Origin of the sequence: Sphingobacterium lactis, from assembly GCF_051951495.1 — a bacterium.
GTDB classification, from domain to species: Bacteria; Bacteroidota; Bacteroidia; order Sphingobacteriales; family Sphingobacteriaceae; genus Sphingobacterium; species Sphingobacterium lactis_A.
Map to the genome: position 1 here is coordinate 171965 of NZ_JBNHAS010000004.1, position 17833 is coordinate 189797.

Consider the following 17833-nt stretch of genomic DNA (forward strand, 5'->3'; position numbering starts at 1 on the left):
TAGGGATATTTTTTTATTTTTGTGTGTTTTTAAAAATATAAAGCGATGAAATTAAATACATTATTTGTTGCAGCGGTTTTAGCAAGTACAACATTGTCATCATGTGTGTTTGACACTGCAGCTGAGAGACAGTTGAAATACACGCATACGACCTTAGTTGATGGGGATGCATATGCATTCTTCAGACAAATAGGTGCAATGGCTCCTTATGAGGTAGATTACGCGAAACATGTAGGGACTGTAGGAAATGCGCAAGCGAAAGATGCTGCTAGCAAAGTTTCTAAATTCTTCAGTGAGATTCTTCCAACGATGGATACATTGGCAACAAAATATCATGTTGATTTCCCAATCTTAGGTCAAGAGGTTTATGGTTCATCTGATGCTCCTGCAGCAGTTGATACAGCACATAATGACTCTACACCATCAGCTCCAGCTGCACATGCAGCGGTAGCAGCACATGGTGCTGGTTATTCTGATGAGGCTTACTTGCATCACATTCAACACCAAGTGGCTGTGGCAAAAGAGCATTTTAGAAGATTGTCTACAAACACCAATAAAGACCTTCGTGATTTTGCACAATCTAAAACAGAATCTATTGCTGAGTTGTTTACTGCTATAGGTGGTAAAGCAGATGCCCATGCGCATCACTAAGCAAAAAGATATTAATGATTAATAATCAAGTAATTACAGGTGTATTGTCGTATGGAATGTCCGGAAGGGTATTCCATGCGCCGTTTATAGAGGTCAACCCAAACTTTAAATTTCATGCGGTTGTCGAGCGACATCACAAGTCTGCTCAAGAGAAATATCCGAATGTCATCAGTTACGATCGGGTGGAAGACTTGTTAAATGATCCTGCAATTGAGTTGGTTATTGTCAATACGCCTAATGATACACATGTCGCTTATGCTGAACAAGCATTATTAGCGGGTAAACATGTGCTCATTGAAAAACCATTCGCTCCAACAGCACAAGAGGCTGCGCGCCTCTATCAACTAGCGGAGGAACAAGGCAAGCATATTCTTCCTTACCACAACAGAAGATTCGATTCTGATTTCATGAGCCTCAAAGAGGTTGTGGAATCCAATGAAATTGGTCGACCAATTGAACTTCATTTACGCTTTGATCGCTATAAACCAGGTATAGGAGCTAAAGTTTTTAAGGAAACTAAAAGAGCGGCATCGGGCATTCTATATGATCTTGGATCTCATTTATTAGATCAAGCGATATCGCTTTTTGGCAAACCAAAATCCATCACTAAATTGAAAAGTACCTTTCGGGAAAAGAGCGTAGTAGATGATTACGGCCATGTGATGCTGAATTATCCATCTGGAGTCAATGTGTTTATTACCGTAAGCCTTTTAGTAGCTGATCCTCAAGCCAGCTTTGTACTACATGCGACAAAAGGAAGCTATATAAAACATCGATCCGATGTTCAAGAGGCACAGCTTCTGGAAGGGATGTTGCCTAATATGCCAGGATATGGAGAGGAAGCGATGGATCGTGAAGGTGTATTGACCGTTGCACATACCGAGGATATACGAGAGAAACAATTATTACCTTCTATCAAAGGAGATTATATGAAGGTATTTGATGCTGTCTACCAGACTCTACGACATGGATTACCCTATTATGTTCGTAAGGAAGAGATCATATGGCAATTAGAAATCCTAGAACCTGCAAAATAAACGGCTATTTAATGTTAACTTAACATTACTTTAATCTAAGATTTTTAACATTGTTAAACTATTCAAATTACATAACGTGAGATACGCTGCTATTGATATTGGCTCAAACGCTGTCCGTTTGCTAATCGCTGATATAATTGAAAGAGAAAACGAAGTCGGGTTTAATAAAAACACTTTATTACGTGTTCCTTTGCGTTTAGGGGACGACGCATTCATTCATCAACACATTTCTGAAGGCAAGTTTGAGAACATGGTAAAGACCATGTCGGCTTTTCGGAACCTGATGGATGTTTACCGTGTTACGGATTATATGGCATGTGCTACTTCAGCCATGCGCGATGCAGACAATGGAAAAGCAGTTGTTGAAGCTTGTTCAAATGCGGGAATAGATATTAAAATTATCGATGGTGCTGAAGAAGCCCAGATCATTTATAATGTGCATAGCCACACCAATATGGATAAAAACAAGGTTTACTTGTATATCGATGTAGGTGGTGGTAGTACGGAAATCTCTTTGTTTGCCAATGGTGAGCTAGTAGCTTCCAGGTCATTTAACTTGGGTACTATCCGTATTTTGGACAATCAGGATAGTCCGGAGACTTGGGACGATATGAAACTTTGGGTGAAGAACATCACCAAGAGTTATAAAACGATATATGGTATTGGTTCTGGGGGTAACATTAATAAATTGTCTAGGATGGCAAACGAGAAAGCGGATAAGCCGATTTCCTACGCTAAATTAAAGGCAATGTATGTGTACCTGAGTTCTTATTCCTTAAAGGACAGGATCAATGTGCTGGAATTAAAGCAAGACCGTGCCGATGTTATTATTCCTGCTTCAGAGATCTTCTTGACGATTATGAAAGTAGGGCATTTAAAGAATATTATGGCACCTCGGATTGGTTTAGCAGACGGTATTATTCAGACCTTAATCAACAAGAATTTTAAGAAATAAGATCAAAAAAAATACGTTGTAGGATTCAAAATAAAGCGTATTTTTGCGGGGTCTACGCCCAGGTGGCGAAATTGGTAGACGCACCATCTTGAGGGGGTGGCGCCTGTACAGGTGTGGCAGTTCGAATCTGCTCCTGGGCACTAAAAGAGATTCTATTTGATAGGGTCTCTTTTTTTTGTGTGTTCAACAAGGGTAATAACTATAAAACAAGTCGGATCATGTACAAAACAGAATTACAATCCATTTGGGAAGACTAAGACACTTGTAACTGGAGGTGATAATCGATATCTTTAAGATGGCAAGGAAGTTCAGAAGGAATTGGGTGATCAGTTGGATTATAGTGCGAGGTTTGAAGCTTTCAAGATGCTGGTATATCAGTGAAATATAAAAAATTAGATGCAATTCGATCTAATCAACAATTTATAATTACAACAACCAATTAAGAACTTTTAATTGAAGTGTGTTGATTATCAATTTAATAGGAATGAATTTATATGATTTGATGAAAAGATAAGTTCTAAACAAGATTTTTTAAAGTTTATTTCGCTTTTAAGGGAAAACCTTGAAGATAATTCTAATGAATGGGAGAATAATGATTTAGAAAGTTTTTTAACTGGACTCGAGGGTTACTGTATTGACTATGATGGTGATGACCCCTCTTGGAGAGTGTTTGCCGAACTCCTGTTGGCTGCAAGGGTTTATGAATAAGCTCCCTGCGATTTTCTATCAAGATTTATAGAATTAGAATGGATTTAGGAGCGGAACTTGAAGATACTTCTGAATAGGGTAAGAGATTATATGTCGATAGGATCGGTAAAATACCGATCAATATAAAAGTAGGCCTACTGGTAATTAGCAGAGTACCTATAATTCATTAATACATTTTAATAATATTGATGATTCATCTTATGAAAAAGAGATATATTGTTGTGCCAAAGACGGTTGAAGTTGCTAATAGGCTAGATAAGAATTTAGTCAGTCCAAATGAACTCATTGAGGTTACTTTGAGTGATGAAGACTTCAATGATCTTGAGAAGTCAGGTTTTTTTTATTATCTAAATAATCTGGTGAGTGTCAATATCGACGATTATGAGGATGAACTTATTGAAGGAGAAGACAATATTAAGAAAGTCCTAAACTCTATTGGTACTTTTAATGGAAATAGTCGACAAAAATCACTACTTGAAGAGATCAAAAGATTATTTAAAGAGGCATTATTACGAAATACTGGTGTGTATTTTTACTTATAATACATCAATTGGTTAACCGAATTACATAGACAGGATTACTACCCATTTGGTAAGACTAAGACACTTGTAACAAGTGGAAACAATTGTAATTTTTATTATGGAAAGGACTTATAGGCAGAGCTTGGTGATTAGTTGGATTTCGGTGAGGTTCGAATCTTGTCCAGAGTGCCAACGAAGGAATTCGGAGATAGGTAGGTGGAATGTGGTGGATCCACTAGCTGATTGATGCGTAGACACTCACCTTACACTCGAGAATGAGATTGAGAAAGGAAATAATAAAAGAAAGTAACTGATGGGATTAATTTATTCACTCATATATATTAGGAGGTAGTGTTTATATAATTTATTTATTAAAAAGGGGAAAAAAGGATTCTAACTCCTGGGACGTATCAATGAATTTCTGGGGATTTGTAGGAGGAATAATAATTGTTATAATTGGAGTTGTCTTGTTATTATAATGGATCAGTTAAATATTTTTGAATTAGCACTTCTTTTTGCACTGGCAGAGAATTGCCCAAGTTTGTATACTCATATAGATAAATTGCGTGTTGTTGAGAGAGAATGCACTGGGGTTGGACAGTATATTTTTTTGAAATATAATAATGAAAATGATCTTTTGTTGGTTTCTGAAGATATTTTGTCTAATCATAAGTTGATCGAGATAGAGGGACTTGAGGTCGGTTTAGGTTTTGTCGGGAATGCCAATGAAGGTAAGTTAATTAATATCGAGATTTTTGTGTATGGATCCGATGATTGGAATTGTGATTATACAGGTTTCCGTCTTAGGGATTTAAGGCTTTCTCAGTAAGAATTCTGCAGTTTAGCTTATATATAAAACCCAATCTTTCACAGGATTGGGCTTTTTTACTTGCTTCCTGCGAGGAAGGCATCGAGCAGAGCAAATGCGTGAGATCTTTTTCATCATCGTAGCAGCGATTACCGTTATGTGAAGGAACAAGTGTCTCATATTTGTATGATGCCATGGGAACCAAGCTGACCAAGAACTCCACGGTGAATGGAGTAATTATTTAGATGATAGGCTATCAGAGTATGAGTTGTATTATATAATAGATGCTTTATTACTGAAAAATTAGTTATTATGAAATGTAAAATTTTGATGTTATTTGGTTTAGCTTTATTTTTTATATTATTATCCTGTGAAAAAACAGTAAAAGCATATGAATGTGAAGAATGTGAAGTTTTAACCGAGAATCGAATCCCTTTGGATGTAAGAATATACAAAAGAAAGTCTAGTTTAACAGATAGAATTGGAAATAGAATTAGCACAAATGAGTATACGCTGGTTTTAGATAATTCTATATCTTCCTTGGAAGCAGAAGATTACTGGTTAAATCCTAAGAAACTAATATTCTATCCAGAATTTTTTTTAGTTGCTTTGCCTAATTACGAAATCAAGGAGGAGGAAAATTATATTTTGCACAAAGATATTGGAAAGGAAAGGTTTAATATAATTAAAGCAGATACGGTGTTAAGGAAAGAAGGGGAAGATGCAATCTATGAGATTGAATACTCGAAAAATCAAATTAAGTTTAATTCTTTTGGAGAGCTAAAGAAATATTGTGATTTTGTTATATTAAAATACTAATAGATAAGTCAATACGATTACGGGGCAAGGTTTGAAACTTGTCCAGAGTGCCAACGAAGGAAAGCAGAGATAGGTAGGTGGAACGGGAAGGAGGCATTCTTAAGAGTTTGGAAAGCAGATGAGAATCTTAATATATTCAAAAATTAATGGAAATTAAGAATAAAGCTGATTACGACAGGATATTTCTTGATATGTTCGGTGATATAAGCCATAATACTTTGAGGAATATCAAGGAAAATAGAATAAGAATTGATTTAGGAGAAGATCTTGAAGATGAGTCTAGAGTAAAACAGGCATTAAAAAGAAGCAATTCTATTTTGGACAGCTTTTTTAAAGGAAAGGGAATATGGTTACAGATAATTTTGTGGGATGATGAAGGGTTGAAAGCTTTAAAAGATGCAGGTCTGTATCCTGATATGGCGGATAAGAGGTTTGAATGGAATAGGGGTGACTGTAATGTAATATGTCTGTATTATAAACAATACTCTTTTCGGAAAGTATTGCCTTTAGCTTTGTCCGTCATAAATTATGAAATGGCTTTTACACCATCTGCTAATATCACGTGTTACTTTGTAGACTTTGAGGAGCCAGCGATTGTAAATATTTATGATGATAGAGGTTGTGATATTTATTCGCCGAATAGGGAATTTGTGGATGTTATTAATGCTCGTTTCTCTTGTTGGTTAAATCAGTAGGCCTCACTTAAATGATGGTGATTTTGATGCTTTTCAAAATGGTAATGTTAGTTCTTCTCAAAAAATTAATAACTTGGAGGGAAGGGGTGATTTTGGGAAGGTGATAGGCGATTATATAGATCCTCATAGCAAAAGAGCTACTCCTACAACCAACGGTATTATCTTAAACAGCAAGACAGGTGTATATATTATTCCTGTTCAACCATAAAGGAAGATAAAATGAACGATTTGAAACTACAAGTGAGATTATTGCTTTCTGCTCAGAGAGCAATTTTAGGAAAAGTATATCCTTCCATAAGGGCTATAAGCGTAGGATTTGAGGGAAGAAAAAAACTTAATATCTTTTGTTATTTAGATCGAGTGATAATCGAAGAGGACAAGGAAAATCTAAGCGATATTTCTGCTGAGATATGTGCCGATATTGATTTTTTGGTAACCAATGAAAGATGTATCTATTCTTTAGAACCTTTTTCTCATTTAGACAATCTTACATCTTGGGTCTATATGAGAATGGAGTCATAAACTTTTATTTTGACTAGGATGTACAGATTAATCAAAATTTGTAGCGGTGGATTTTATACGTGGTTGAAAAGGCGACAGAGTAACTAGCGGTTTGATTTGTATGTTTGCCATATTGTTTTTTTGGAGCACGTTAAAATACTAAATCTTAATATCATGAACCGGCCACGGGCAAACAATACAATGGCAACATTACCCAACGGTTATGGGTCTATTGATGAAATGGGGAACATCCGGACCATCTGGGCAACAACAGGGTGGTATTGAAGAAGGGAACAAGTCTGACCATTCCTGATATCATCCCAGAGACAGGACTACTATCCATTTGGGAAGACCAGATCCCTTGTAACAGGTGGAAACAATCGCTATCTTTACAATGGAAAGGAAGTTCAGAAGGAGCTGGGTGAAGAGTTGGATTATGGTGCTAGGATTGAAGCTTGTCCAGAGTGCTGGTATACCAGTGAAATATAAAAAATTAGATGCAATTCCATCTAATCAACAATTTAAAATTACAACAACCAATTAAGGACATTCAATTTAAGTTTAATCAATTTGACTTTAGGGAAGGATAGTCTAGCAAAAAATGATATTGATTCTGCACTTAAAATCATTCCTAACGATAATAAATCTTTAAATCAAAGAAAAAGAGTTTTGATGCCGAAAAATGAAAGGATTATCCATGATATAAATAGTCTTTAAAATACAATGAAAAAAATTTTTGATTTACTTTTTTATGGAATATTTAATTATTTAAAGAGATCAAGCGAAAAATACTTTGCAGGAGCTATATATAGGGAACCAAACTTGGGAACACCATTAATAATATCTCATTTGCTTTCATTAAATATAGAAAGTATTATTATCAATATTTCAAAAGATTCACTATCCCCCACAGTTACCTTAGATTTAGTATTATTAAACCTTGGTTTAGCGCCACTTTTTTGGATTATTTTTATTAAATCACAGAGATATAATGTAATAAACAATCAATATTTAAAAAAAAGTGGAGATTTTAAGTTTTTAATTGATTTATTAATATGTATTTATTCAATTCTGACTCTAATTGTATTTTTATTAACAATTCAGAATATTTATGGTGATAGACCAGGATAAGGCTAAAGATTCTTTAGAGTATTATATTGACGGTTTAATGGATTACAGCATTTCATTTGAAAACGATATACCAACTTGATTTTGTCATAGTAAAACACTAATAGATAGGCTAATACGATTGCGGGGCAATGTTCGAAGCTTGTCCAGAGTGCCAACGAAGGAAAGCCGAGATTGGACGGTGGAATGTAGTAGATTCGTTGGCGGATGAGTTAGAGAATGTTTCTCCATATAATTATGGAATGAACAATCCTATATTGATGGTTGATCTAAATGGGATGGAATCAGACACTTCAAAAATAAAAATGCCTACAATCCAGCTGGCCGAGGTAGCTGTTACGTTATTTGTTGGCAAACCTAATTTATCGCTATTTGCGCGATTGTTACTCGCAGGTGCAGCTGCGGATTTAGCAACTCCAGAACCAACTGATGCATATTTACCTAAAATTGTTGTTGAAGGAGCAATTGTGGGGGTTTTCATTGGATTTGTGACATTAAAAAATTATTTCGATTATTCTAAAAAAACAGATAAGGAAAAATCAACTGATGTCCCATTTTGGGCTCGTGGAGAAAAACCTAAATCGGGAGAAAATGGCAAGAAATTTACTAAAAGGTTAATGGACGAGAAATATGGTGTGGGAAATTGGAAAGATCCGGGTCCAGGAAGCGAATATAGTCAAATTAAAAAAAGTGGAGATAGAAATATAAATTAGTATGAAAGAAGTTTTTATTTTATGGCATACACATTTTGATGATAGGCTTGAGAATGGTGAGAATGTTAAAGTAATTGGTGTGTATAGCTCAGTTAAAAATGCGGAGGAGGCAATAAATAGAACATCTAAACTTGAGGGGTTTAAAAATAATTTAGATGGGTTTGAAATTTCACCTTATAAATTAGACTCTGATAATTGGACTTCTGGATTTATTACCGAATAAATTCGAACAGGACAGGTTAGTAATGTATTAAATTTCTCCTTAGAATAACCGATAAGTTAGATAGAAAATGGCTTGTTTCTGAATTTCTGGAGATAATTCCTCTATTAAGCCTAAATTACTACGATAAGAAAGGCAGACTGATCGAGAGTGTCTCTCAGAACCATCTTTCGGGAATTGACCGGGTTACCAACAGCTATAGCTTTATAGGAGAACTGTTGACCAGCAAACGACAGCACGTTCCATTGGTAGGAGCAACCACCACGATATTGACAACCAATATTTATGATCATGTAGGAAGACTACTGGAGACCAAAAAGAAAGTGAACGAGCAGCCGGAGGTTATCCAAAGCAGGCTTTCTTATAATGAAATTGGTCAGTTGAAATCAAAAGATCAACATAGTGAGAACGGTGGTACGGACTTTTTAAATACGATCGATTACACATACAACGAACGAGGCTGGACAAAAAGGATATCTTCCCCTCAGTTTACCCAACAGTTGAAATACCATGAACCGGCCACGGGCAAACAATACAATGGCAACATTGCCCAACAGCTATGGGGACATGGAGTGGCAACGGCAAGCACCTTTACATATTCCTATGATAGGCCTAAAGGTTCTTTTTTCATAGAAACCCCCAAATATTCACCCCCAATTAGAACTTTTAAAAAACGCTTTCTCCAAATACTTGTTATATCTATACACGCATTAACTTCAATCTCCATCTAGGAGATTAATGATTATTAGAATACATTATTTCAACCTTAAAAGGTTATAAATAGCTTATTCTAAACAATCACTCACAAGAGTTAATCAAGAAAAACAAGATACTATGACACAGCACATGAAAGCAGAAAATGACCCGAAAATTTTAGTAGAAATACGATCTTTTTTAGAGCAACTTAACAATGCTGGTGATCCTCCATTGGAAACACTAAGTCCAGAAAAGGCAAGACAGGTTCTGGTAGATGCACAGAAATCGGTTGATGTTGATTATTCAGGAATTGAGGAAAGCGAACGTGAAATTACCCAAAACGGTATCACCGTTAATATTCATATTGTTAAACCCGCGAATGCAAATTCTGATAAGTTGCCGGTATTTATGTTTACTCACGGAGGAGGCTGGATATTAGGAGACTACCCAACGCACCGAAGACTAGTTCGTGATTTGGTGGTCAACAGTGGAGCAGCGGCTATATTTACGGATTACACACCATCACCGGAGGCTAAATACCCGACTGCCATCAATGAGATTTACGCCGCATGTAAATGGGTGTCTGAAAATGGAGCTGAAATAGGAGTGGATGGAAGCAATATGGCAGCTGCGGGAAATAGTGTAGGAGGGAATATGACCACGGTACTTTGCTTAATGGCAAAAGATAAAGGTGGCCCAGATCTAAAATTCCAATTGTTATTATGGCCAGTTACCGACGCTGATTTCTCCCGTGATTCATGGAAGAAATATGCTGATCGAAGATTCCTTACAGCCAATATGATGAAATGGATGTGGGATAACTACTTACCAGATGAACAAAAACGAAAAGAATATTATGCTACGCCATTTAATGCCAGTAAGGAGCAATTATCCGGACTTCCTCCAGCTTTAGTGCAATTGGCAGAAAACGATATTCTCTTTGATGAAGGCTTGGACTATGCGCGTAAATTAGATGAAGCAGGTGTTCCGGTGACCATTCAGACCTACAATGGTTTTATACACGATTACGGATTATTGAATCCCTTGAATCATATAGAAGCAGTTAAAGATTCCGTAGATCAAGCTGCATTGGCATTAAAAAATGCCTTGTTTCCTAAGAAATGATGCGGTTAAATAAATCTGTTCAAGAATATTTATAATACGGAACAAGGTCAGCAAATCGCTGACCTTGTTCCGTATTAATTTTATTAGGATTCTTTATCTCTATATCGACTATAAAACCCTTTGACTTATTTATTCTTAATTTGACTGATGAATCGCTGATTGTTTTCATCCGAATCTTTATATTCTTTTCGGATCTTATCGAGTTTCTTGTGCATTTGTGCTCTGATCTTACGATAAGCAGGGTCTGCATAAACATTTCGCATTTCCTGAGGGTCTTTTTTTAGATCATATAGCTCCCATTCATCGGTATCATAATAAAAGTGAATCAGTTTATATCGATCGGTCCGTATACCATAATGTCGCTTGACCATGTGGATGGAAGGGTATTCGTAGTAGGTATAATAAATAGCATCCCTAAACTTTTTCTCCTTCCCATTCATGATTTTTCGGAAAGACTTTCCTTGCATCTCTTTAGGGATTTCAACACCAGCATAATCCAATATAATGGGTGCAAAATCTAGATTTTGTACCAAAGCATCGGATTTACTTCCTGCAGTAATTTCCTTTGGGTAACGGATCAGTAGGGGAGTTCTTAGCGATTCTTCATACATAAATCGCTTGTCAAACCAACCATGCTCACCCAGGTAGAAGCCTTGATCAGAAGTGTAAATGACGATGGTGTTTTCTTCCAAATCATTCTCTTTGAGGAAATCCAGTAATCTTCCAACACCATCATCCACTGCAGCTACCGTTCCCAGGTAATCTTGCATGTAACGCTGATATCTCCAGCGTATCAAATCCTCTTGGGACATGTTTGGATACTTTACTTTAAAATCTTCCATAATAGGATTATAAACACTATCCCATGCAGCACGTTCTGCTGCATTCATGCGTCCGAGGTTGTTATTGAAGGCTGCCTTATCCCAAGTTAAAAAGCTCTTTAATCCGAGTTCATCTACTATAGCCGGTGGGACTTTATTATCACCTGCCCAAGACATGTGCTTTAGGATGTTCATTTCAGCGGTTTTAGCTGCTGTACCACGGTTGGAAAAGTCATCAAATAAGGTAGCAGGCTCTTTGAAAGTCTGTGCCGTGTAGGACTTAATATGACGCAATGCAGGTAACCATTCCCGATGCGGTGCTTTCTGATGATACAGTACGCAGAAGGGTTTATTGGTATCGCGATGAGCAATCCAATCCAAGGTCATATCCGTTGTCAGGTCGGTTACATAGCCTTGAAGCTGTTGCTTTTCACCATTGATGATGAAATTAGGATTGTAATATTCGCCTTGATCAATTAGCACAGCAGAGTGGTCAAAACCCTGTGGAACACCATCCATATGGATTTTGCCAATTAAGGCTGTCTGGTAACCATGCTGCTGTAATAGCTTAGCAAAGTTGTCTTGATCCCAATTGAATTTAGCCTCGTTATCTATCTTTCCATTGATGTAACTGTGCTTGCCGGTAAGTAATACGGCACGGCTTGGAGCACAAAGGGAATTTGTAACGGTGGCTCTATTGAAAAGGATGCCTTCCTTGGCAAGCCTATCGATATTAGCTGTTTTATTCAGTCCATAACCATAAGCACTGATGGCTTTGTAACCATGGTCATCGCTCATGATATAGACGATATTTGGACGCTTAGTACTGCCTTGTTTTTGTGCATGACTTAAGAAGCCAAATAGTAAAGCTGTAAATATTAAACAAAATCGAATCATAACAGGGTGCTTACGTGGGCAATATCAAAAAATCTAGATGAAGTTAATCATATGCTCATGAGTAAACAACAAGTGGTATGCAGAATAGTTTAGAGAACACAAAAAAGAGGACCAACTGGGTAATTGATCCTCTAAACTTAAAACTTTATGTAAATAAACTTTATAGGTTATTTGCTTTGACGGTTATCTCGGCAATGTCGAGCACTTGGATTTCTTGTTCCTTTTCTTTGACCTTTACCCCATCGCGAAGCATGGTCATACAGAATGGACAAGCAGCTGCAACAATAGATGCTTTACTTTCTATCACGTCTTCAATACGTTCTACGTTAATATCTTTATCGCCTTTTTCAGGTTCTTTGAACATTTGAGCTCCTCCAGCACCACAACATAGACCATTGGATTTGCATCGTTTCAACTCCACTAAGTCAGCATCCAATACTTCCAAAGCCTTTCTTGGTGCTTCATAAACATCATTTCCACGGCCTAAATAACAAGGGTCATGATAGGTGATGCGCTTGCCTTTAAAGGCATGACCATCTGCAGGTCTTAATTTTCCTTCATCGATTAAGGACTGTATTAATTGCGTGTGGTGAATGACTTCGTAATGTCCACCTAAGCTAGGGTATTCGTTTTTTATGGTATTGAAGCAATGCGGACAAGCTGTAACGATCTTTTTGATCTCATAACCATCCAGTACTTGTATGTTCATCATCGCTTGCATCTGAAATAGAAATTCATTTCCAGACCGCTTAGCCGGATCACCAGTACAACTTTCTTCTGTTCCTAAAATAGCATATTTAATGCCTACATGTTGCAAGATTTTGCAGATATCACGGGTAATGCGTTGCGCTCTTTCATCGAAACTTCCTGCACAACCAACCCAGAATAATAAATCAGGGCTTTCTCCTTTAGCCACTAACTCGGCAACAGTAGGTATATGAATTTGATTTTCCATGTTGTTTTTAAATTATTGATTTGTCCAATTAGCGCGATCTGCTTGGCTATATTTCCAAGGCGCGCCATTATTTTCCAAATTGGAAAGCATGTTATTGATACTTGCCGGAGCCTGTGATTCTTCCATAACCGCATACTGACGTAAACCAATAATAATTTCCAATGGATTGATGTTAACCGGGCATTGCTCTACACAAGCATTACAGCTTGTACATGCCCATATTTCTTCCCGAGTGATATAAGTATCCAACAAAGACTTTCCATCGTCCTGGAAGCTCCCATTCTTATCGATGTTCTTGCCTACTTCCGATACACGGTCGCGGGTATCCATCATGATTTTACGAGGGGATAGAAGCTTACCTGTGATATTGGCTGGACAGGCAGAAGTACATCGACCACATTCGGTACAGGTGTAAGCATCCAATAAGTTCTTCCAATTTAAGTCTTGAACATCCTTAACCCCAAATCGACTTGGCTCACCTGAAGGTGGCGGAAGGGAAGGATCTAGCATTACTTTCACCTCTTCCGTAACAGAAGCCATATTGCTGAACTCGCCTTTTGGATTCAAATTGGAGAAGTAAGTATTCGGGAATGCCAGTAAAATATGTAGGTGTTTGGATATCACCAAGTAGTTTAAGAAAGCTAATACCCCAACAATGTGGAACCACCAACAGAATCGCTCAATAAAAACTAAGCTATTTATGGACTCCGGAAGCCACTGTGCTATATATTGGGAAATAGGGAATGAACCAACGGCATGGTAATGTTCTGCTCCCAGATTCTGTAATTTGAAATCTGCAGCATTCATGGTCAAGAAGGCAGCCATCAACAAAATCTCTGCTGTCAAGATAAGATTCGCATCTGTCTTTGGCCAGTTGTTCAATTCAGCTTGGTTCAAACGCTTTACCTTAATGACATTTCTACGAATCGCAAAGATCACACAACCCAATAAAACCAGGAAGGCTAATATTTCAAATGAATAGATTAGGAAGTCATAAAACCCACCCAAGAAAGAAAATACACGATGCGATCCGAATAATCCATCAATGACAATTTCCAACATCTCGATATTGATAATCACGAATCCTACATAGACAAATAGATGCAGTAGGGCAGGGATAGGTCTCTTGAACATCTTTTTCTGTCCAAAAGCTACCAATAACATTGTCTTGAATCGTTCAGCTGGTCTGTCCGTTCGGTCTAATGGTTTCCCAAGTTGAATATTTCTGTATATTTTTCGGGCATTCTTATAAAAAAGAAAAATAGCCCCAATAAGTAGTACGGCAAAAATAACTTGACCTATCATAGTTTATAAATTAGGTTAACAAATATAATTAATCTTAATATACTATGCATGCATATTAAATTATTTAGACCGATTAAAAACTAATTCATCTACCTGATCAATCAGTTTCTCGATAAGCATATTTGCATTTGAAATTAGGGATAAAATTTGATAAGACAAAAGTCGGAAAACCCTCCTGATTTTGTAAATTGCCGATTAAATCAACCTTTGGGAATTCAATTCTTCTAATTTTTAGAAAGTAATACCTTAATTCTTTTGAATAGAGAGCAGTGGTAGAATTCCGCTATGAAAACAAAACTATGAAAGACAGTACAAACCGCTTTGATGTCATTGTCATTGGCTCAGGGATTTCTGGGGGATGGGCCGCCAAGGAATTTTGTGAGAAAGGCTTAAAGACATTGGTATTAGAGCGCGGAAAAGATGTAAAACACATTAAGGATTACCCTACAGCTTATAAGGACCCTTGGGAATTTGATCATCATAATCGCGTGAGCTTAGCAACAAGAAATGAGAATCCTATCGCATCTAAATGCTATGCCTATCAAGAGGATGCCATGCATTTCTTTACTTCGGACAAGGAACAAGAATACATTCAGGAGAAACCTTTTGATTGGATAAGGGGATATCAAGTAGGAGGGAAATCCTTAACCTGGGCAAGACAGGTACAACGGTGGAGTGACCATGATTTTGAAGGTCCTGCTCGTGATGGCTTTGCGGTAGATTGGCCTATTCGATATGCCGATATCGCGCCTTGGTACAGTTATGTGGAGCGATTTATTGGCGTATCGGGTAATAAGGATGGACATCCGGCTATGCCTGATGGAGAATTTCTACCAGCTTTTGAATTAAATGCTGTGGAAAGAATGATTCAGGATAAACTACCCAAAAAGTATGCTGATCGACGAGTGATTGCAGGTCGCTGTGCGCACATTACAGACCCACAGGAGGTCCATATACAGCAAGGAAGGACGAAGTGTCAGAACCGAACATTGTGTCAACGTGGCTGTCTGTTTGGAGGTTATTTTAGTTCCAATGCTTCCACCTTACCTTGGGCAGAGAAAACAGGCAACCTAACGCTTAAACCAAATACCTTGGTGGAGACCATCATTTATGATCCCGATACCCAAAAGGCAAAGGGTGTTCAGGTAATCAATACTGCAGATAATTCCACAACCGAATACTTTGCTAAAATCATTTTTGTCAATGCATCGGCATTGGCCAGTAACCTCATCTTGTTAAATTCTACTTCTGATCGTTTTCCAAATGGTCTAGGTAATGATTCAGGTGTTTTAGGGAAATATGTGGCTTTTCATAATTACCGAGGATCCCTTGGTGGTAGCCTCGAAGGATTTGAAGATTTCTATTATTATGGTCGCCGACCAACTCAGCCATTGATTCCTAATTTCAGGAATGTCAAGAAACAGGAGACTGATTTCTTACGTGGCTACGCTAGCTTTTTCTCCGCTTATCGACCAAGAGGTATTTGGTCTGAGGAGCAAGTAGGAGCGAAGTTTAAAGATAGCCTAACGGAAGTAGGCGGTTGGGGAGTAGGCATGATGATGCAAGGAGAAACTATTCCAAAAGAAAGCAATCATGTCCGCCTGAGTACTGAATTGAAAGACAAATACGGCTTGCCTCAATTGATCACTTCGGTTGGCTACGATGAGAATGACGACAAGAGTACCCAGGACTTTTTGGAACAAGGAGCTGAGATGTTGGAATATATTGGAGTGAAGAATATCTACACCCACAACAGTCAGCAAAACCCCGGATTGGATATTCATGAAATGGGTGGTGCTCGTATGGGTAATGATCCGATGACCTCAATCTTGAATAAATGGAATCAAATACATGCTTGTAAGAATGTATTCGTAACGGATGGTGCTTGTATGACATCTACCGGAACGCAGAATCCATCCTTGACCTATATGGCATTGACCGCTCGAGCAGCAAATTATGCTATGGAAGAACTGAAGAAAGGTAATTTATAATCAAAAGGATCTAAAATAAAAGAGGCTTCCAATTTGGAAGCCTCTTTTATGATTCGTTCTGTGAATGCTTATTTTTTAGCAGGAGTAGTCGCAGGTGCTGCAGTAGCAGATACGCCTAATTTAGCTTTTACGTCTGCAGATAAATCATCACCACCAGCAAAGTAAGCAACTGCACCAGAAGCTAAATCAAAGATATATGCATATCCTTTTTCTTTAGCTACTGCATTGATTGCATTAATAACTTTTGTTTGGATCGGTTGAAACAATTCTTGTTGTTTCTTCATTAATTCTTCTTCAGCAGCTTCTTGGTTTTGTTGAAGACGGCCTTCCATGTCACGCATCTCTGTTACGATTTTGTTTGCCTCAGCATCAATCGTCTCTTTGTTTGCTTCACTTCTATTTCTAGCCTTATCATTTAACTCTGTTTGCTTTTTTTGGTATTCTGCAAACATATCACCTAGTTGCTTATCCTTATCCGCTTTTAACTTCTGTAATTCTGCTGATGCATTTTTGAATTCGGTAGTCGATGCCATCACATCTTGTGAATTAATATGACCGATTTTTTGCTGTGCATTTACAGCGTTAGATGCTAAAAGAAGTCCAGATGCCAATACTACACTTTTCAATAAATTTTTCATGCTTTTTTTGTTAGTCTTATAATTTTAAAATATAAGTTTTTTTATTGTGTTAATTGTTTTAATAATCTAAAATGCAAAATAATAAAAAATTTTAGTTCGCTAAAGCCGGATTAGGCTTAAGACCTAGTTTTGTAATAACTTCATTACTCTTATCCATCTTTGGATTCGCGTAAAGGAAAGATACTTCACTACGGCGATCTAAAATAAAATCCAATTGCTGAGCAGTGGCAATATCTTGAATTGCTTTGCTTACGCGGTCTTGAATAGGTTTCATCAAGGCTTCACGTTGTTTGATGATCTCGCCATCATAACCAAACTTTCCACGTTGATATTCTTTAACTGCTTTTTCTTTGTTCACAATCTCATCCTCACGACGTCTGCGCATATCCGCATTTAGATTCGGTTGATCATTCTGATATGCCTGATACATGCGTTCAATCTCAGCATATTGCTTGTCCACCTCTTTCTGCCATTGATTGGATAGATCGTCTATTTTCTTCTGTCCAGCAGTGTACTCAGGAATATGTTTCATGATATACTCGGAATCGACATACGCTAATTTCTGAGCAAATGAAATGCCTACCATAAAGGTTAGCATGAGGGCTGTGGTTAAAATCTTTTTCATTGACATATCAATATTTCTTTAATT

The 17833-nt window shown here is 37.3% G+C and carries 22 protein-coding genes and 1 tRNA gene; 18 read left to right on the forward strand and 5 right to left on the reverse strand.

Annotation, left to right across the window (positions count from 1 at the left end; genetic code table 11):
* The first annotated feature begins 45 nt into the window (after positions 1 to 45).
* The 17 genes from ACP6L2_RS14835 (at position 46) to ACP6L2_RS14915 (ending at position 10577) form a co-directional block, all read left to right on the forward strand.
* On the forward strand, positions 46 to 651 hold the full coding sequence (locus ACP6L2_RS14835; RefSeq protein ID WP_440510100.1) for a hypothetical protein: 606 nt from the start codon (positions 46 to 48) through the stop codon (positions 649 to 651).
* A gap of 14 nt (positions 652 to 665) precedes the next feature.
* Positions 666 to 1688: a Gfo/Idh/MocA family oxidoreductase gene (locus ACP6L2_RS14840; protein ID WP_440510101.1), complete on the forward strand. Its 1023-nt coding sequence runs from the start codon at positions 666 to 668 to the stop codon at positions 1686 to 1688.
* A gap of 76 nt (positions 1689 to 1764) precedes the next feature.
* Positions 1765 to 2643 carry a Ppx/GppA phosphatase family protein gene (locus ACP6L2_RS14845; protein ID WP_440510102.1) on the forward strand — a complete coding sequence of 293 codons (879 nt, stop codon included), beginning with the start codon at positions 1765 to 1767 and terminating at the stop codon, positions 2641 to 2643.
* 56 nt (positions 2644 to 2699) lie between these two features.
* Positions 2700 to 2783 (forward strand) — tRNA-Leu (locus ACP6L2_RS14850).
* Positions 2784 to 3153: 370 nt separating this feature from the next.
* Positions 3154 to 3351, forward strand: a complete 198-nt coding sequence (locus tag ACP6L2_RS14855) for a DUF7660 family protein (RefSeq protein ID WP_440510216.1) — start codon at positions 3154 to 3156, stop codon at positions 3349 to 3351.
* A 221-nt stretch (positions 3352 to 3572) separates the two neighbouring features.
* On the forward strand, positions 3573 to 3893 hold the full coding sequence (locus tag ACP6L2_RS14860) for a hypothetical protein (RefSeq protein WP_440510103.1): 321 nt from the start codon (positions 3573 to 3575) through the stop codon (positions 3891 to 3893).
* Between the two features lie 457 nt (positions 3894 to 4350).
* Entirely contained in the window at positions 4351 to 4701 is a 351-nt protein-coding gene (locus tag ACP6L2_RS14865; RefSeq protein WP_440510104.1) for a hypothetical protein, read from the forward strand.
* Positions 4702 to 4992: 291 nt separating this feature from the next.
* Complete coding sequence (locus ACP6L2_RS14870; RefSeq protein WP_440510105.1) at positions 4993 to 5499, forward strand: hypothetical protein; 507 nt, start codon at positions 4993 to 4995, stop codon at positions 5497 to 5499.
* 146 nt (positions 5500 to 5645) lie between these two features.
* Positions 5646 to 6194 (forward strand): DUF3885 domain-containing protein, encoded by a 549-nt coding sequence (locus ACP6L2_RS14875; protein ID WP_440510106.1) that lies wholly within the window; start codon positions 5646 to 5648, stop codon positions 6192 to 6194.
* Positions 6187 to 6402 carry a polymorphic toxin type 50 domain-containing protein gene (locus tag ACP6L2_RS14880; protein WP_440510217.1) on the forward strand — a complete coding sequence of 72 codons (216 nt, stop codon included), beginning with the start codon at positions 6187 to 6189 and terminating at the stop codon, positions 6400 to 6402. Before ACP6L2_RS14875 ends, ACP6L2_RS14880 begins: the two co-directional genes overlap by 8 nt.
* An 11-nt stretch (positions 6403 to 6413) precedes the next feature.
* A complete protein-coding gene (locus tag ACP6L2_RS14885; RefSeq protein WP_440510107.1) occupies positions 6414 to 6716 on the forward strand; it encodes a hypothetical protein in 303 nt (100 codons plus the stop codon).
* A 260-nt stretch (positions 6717 to 6976) separates the two neighbouring features.
* A complete protein-coding gene (locus ACP6L2_RS14890; protein WP_440510108.1) occupies positions 6977 to 7120 on the forward strand; it encodes a hypothetical protein in 144 nt (47 codons plus the stop codon).
* Between the two features lie 298 nt (positions 7121 to 7418).
* Entirely contained in the window at positions 7419 to 7826 is a 408-nt protein-coding gene (locus ACP6L2_RS14895; protein WP_440510109.1) for a hypothetical protein, read from the forward strand.
* A gap of 239 nt (positions 7827 to 8065) precedes the next feature.
* On the forward strand, positions 8066 to 8536 hold the full coding sequence (locus ACP6L2_RS14900) for a hypothetical protein (RefSeq protein WP_440510110.1): 471 nt from the start codon (positions 8066 to 8068) through the stop codon (positions 8534 to 8536).
* A gap of 1 nt (position 8537) precedes the next feature.
* Positions 8538 to 8759: a DUF7336 domain-containing protein gene (locus tag ACP6L2_RS14905; RefSeq protein ID WP_440510111.1), complete on the forward strand. Its 222-nt coding sequence runs from the start codon at positions 8538 to 8540 to the stop codon at positions 8757 to 8759.
* 215 nt (positions 8760 to 8974) lie between these two features.
* Positions 8975 to 9487 (forward strand): hypothetical protein, encoded by a 513-nt coding sequence (locus tag ACP6L2_RS14910; protein WP_440510112.1) that lies wholly within the window; start codon positions 8975 to 8977, stop codon positions 9485 to 9487.
* A 103-nt stretch (positions 9488 to 9590) separates the two neighbouring features.
* A complete protein-coding gene (locus ACP6L2_RS14915) occupies positions 9591 to 10577 on the forward strand; it encodes an alpha/beta hydrolase (protein ID WP_440510113.1) in 987 nt (328 codons plus the stop codon).
* A 125-nt stretch (positions 10578 to 10702) separates the two neighbouring features.
* Here the strand turns inward: ACP6L2_RS14915 and ACP6L2_RS14920 are convergent, their stop codons facing one another.
* From ACP6L2_RS14920 to ACP6L2_RS14930, 3 genes are all read right to left on the reverse strand, one after another.
* Complete coding sequence (locus ACP6L2_RS14920) at positions 10703 to 12295, reverse strand: sulfatase family protein (protein ID WP_440510114.1); 1593 nt, start codon at positions 12293 to 12295, stop codon at positions 10703 to 10705.
* Between the two features lie 160 nt (positions 12296 to 12455).
* Positions 12456 to 13250: a (Fe-S)-binding protein gene (locus ACP6L2_RS14925; RefSeq protein ID WP_440510115.1), complete on the reverse strand. Its 795-nt coding sequence runs from the start codon at positions 13248 to 13250 to the stop codon at positions 12456 to 12458.
* Between the two features lie 12 nt (positions 13251 to 13262).
* Entirely contained in the window at positions 13263 to 14555 is a 1293-nt protein-coding gene (locus ACP6L2_RS14930) for a 4Fe-4S dicluster domain-containing protein (protein WP_440510116.1), read from the reverse strand.
* 299 nt (positions 14556 to 14854) lie between these two features.
* Between ACP6L2_RS14930 and ACP6L2_RS14935 the strand changes: the two genes are divergently transcribed.
* Positions 14855 to 16546 carry a GMC oxidoreductase gene (locus ACP6L2_RS14935; RefSeq protein WP_440510117.1) on the forward strand — a complete coding sequence of 564 codons (1692 nt, stop codon included), beginning with the start codon at positions 14855 to 14857 and terminating at the stop codon, positions 16544 to 16546.
* A gap of 68 nt (positions 16547 to 16614) precedes the next feature.
* On the opposite strand, the gene ACP6L2_RS14940 is transcribed toward ACP6L2_RS14935, so the two are convergent.
* A complete protein-coding gene (locus ACP6L2_RS14940; RefSeq protein WP_440510118.1) occupies positions 16615 to 17184 on the reverse strand; it encodes an OmpH family outer membrane protein in 570 nt (189 codons plus the stop codon).
* 91 nt (positions 17185 to 17275) lie between these two features.
* A complete protein-coding gene (locus ACP6L2_RS14945) occupies positions 17276 to 17809 on the reverse strand; it encodes an OmpH family outer membrane protein (RefSeq protein WP_344673626.1) in 534 nt (177 codons plus the stop codon).
* Positions 17810 to 17833 lie beyond the last annotated feature (24 nt).

Excerpts from the sequence above, each read along its gene's own strand:
- ACP6L2_RS14900 (WP_440510110.1), top strand. The coding sequence starts at position 8,066 with ATGAACAATCCTATATTGATGGTTGATCTAAATGGGATGGAATCAGAC.
- ACP6L2_RS14835 (WP_440510100.1), top strand. The coding sequence starts at position 46 with ATGAAATTAAATACATTATTTGTTGCAGCGGTTTTAGCAAGTACAACA.
- ACP6L2_RS14945 (WP_344673626.1), bottom strand. The coding sequence starts at position 17,809 with ATGAAAAAGATTTTAACCACAGCCCTCATGCTAACCTTTATGGTAGGC.
- ACP6L2_RS14925 (WP_440510115.1), bottom strand. The coding sequence starts at position 13,250 with ATGGAAAATCAAATTCATATACCTACTGTTGCCGAGTTAGTGGCTAAA.
- ACP6L2_RS14905 (WP_440510111.1), top strand. The coding sequence starts at position 8,538 with ATGAAAGAAGTTTTTATTTTATGGCATACACATTTTGATGATAGGCTT.
- ACP6L2_RS14840 (WP_440510101.1), top strand. The coding sequence starts at position 666 with ATGATTAATAATCAAGTAATTACAGGTGTATTGTCGTATGGAATGTCC.
- ACP6L2_RS14895 (WP_440510109.1), top strand. The coding sequence starts at position 7,419 with ATGAAAAAAATTTTTGATTTACTTTTTTATGGAATATTTAATTATTTA.
- ACP6L2_RS14930 (WP_440510116.1), bottom strand. The coding sequence starts at position 14,555 with ATGATAGGTCAAGTTATTTTTGCCGTACTACTTATTGGGGCTATTTTT.
- ACP6L2_RS14865 (WP_440510104.1), top strand. The coding sequence starts at position 4,351 with ATGGATCAGTTAAATATTTTTGAATTAGCACTTCTTTTTGCACTGGCA.
- ACP6L2_RS14870 (WP_440510105.1), top strand. The coding sequence starts at position 4,993 with ATGAAATGTAAAATTTTGATGTTATTTGGTTTAGCTTTATTTTTTATA.
- ACP6L2_RS14885 (WP_440510107.1), top strand. The coding sequence starts at position 6,414 with ATGAACGATTTGAAACTACAAGTGAGATTATTGCTTTCTGCTCAGAGA.
- ACP6L2_RS14940 (WP_440510118.1), bottom strand. The coding sequence starts at position 17,184 with ATGAAAAATTTATTGAAAAGTGTAGTATTGGCATCTGGACTTCTTTTA.
- ACP6L2_RS14935 (WP_440510117.1), top strand. The coding sequence starts at position 14,855 with ATGAAAGACAGTACAAACCGCTTTGATGTCATTGTCATTGGCTCAGGG.
- ACP6L2_RS14920 (WP_440510114.1), bottom strand. The coding sequence starts at position 12,295 with ATGATTCGATTTTGTTTAATATTTACAGCTTTACTATTTGGCTTCTTA.
- ACP6L2_RS14875 (WP_440510106.1), top strand. The coding sequence starts at position 5,646 with ATGGAAATTAAGAATAAAGCTGATTACGACAGGATATTTCTTGATATG.
- ACP6L2_RS14915 (WP_440510113.1), top strand. The coding sequence starts at position 9,591 with ATGACACAGCACATGAAAGCAGAAAATGACCCGAAAATTTTAGTAGAA.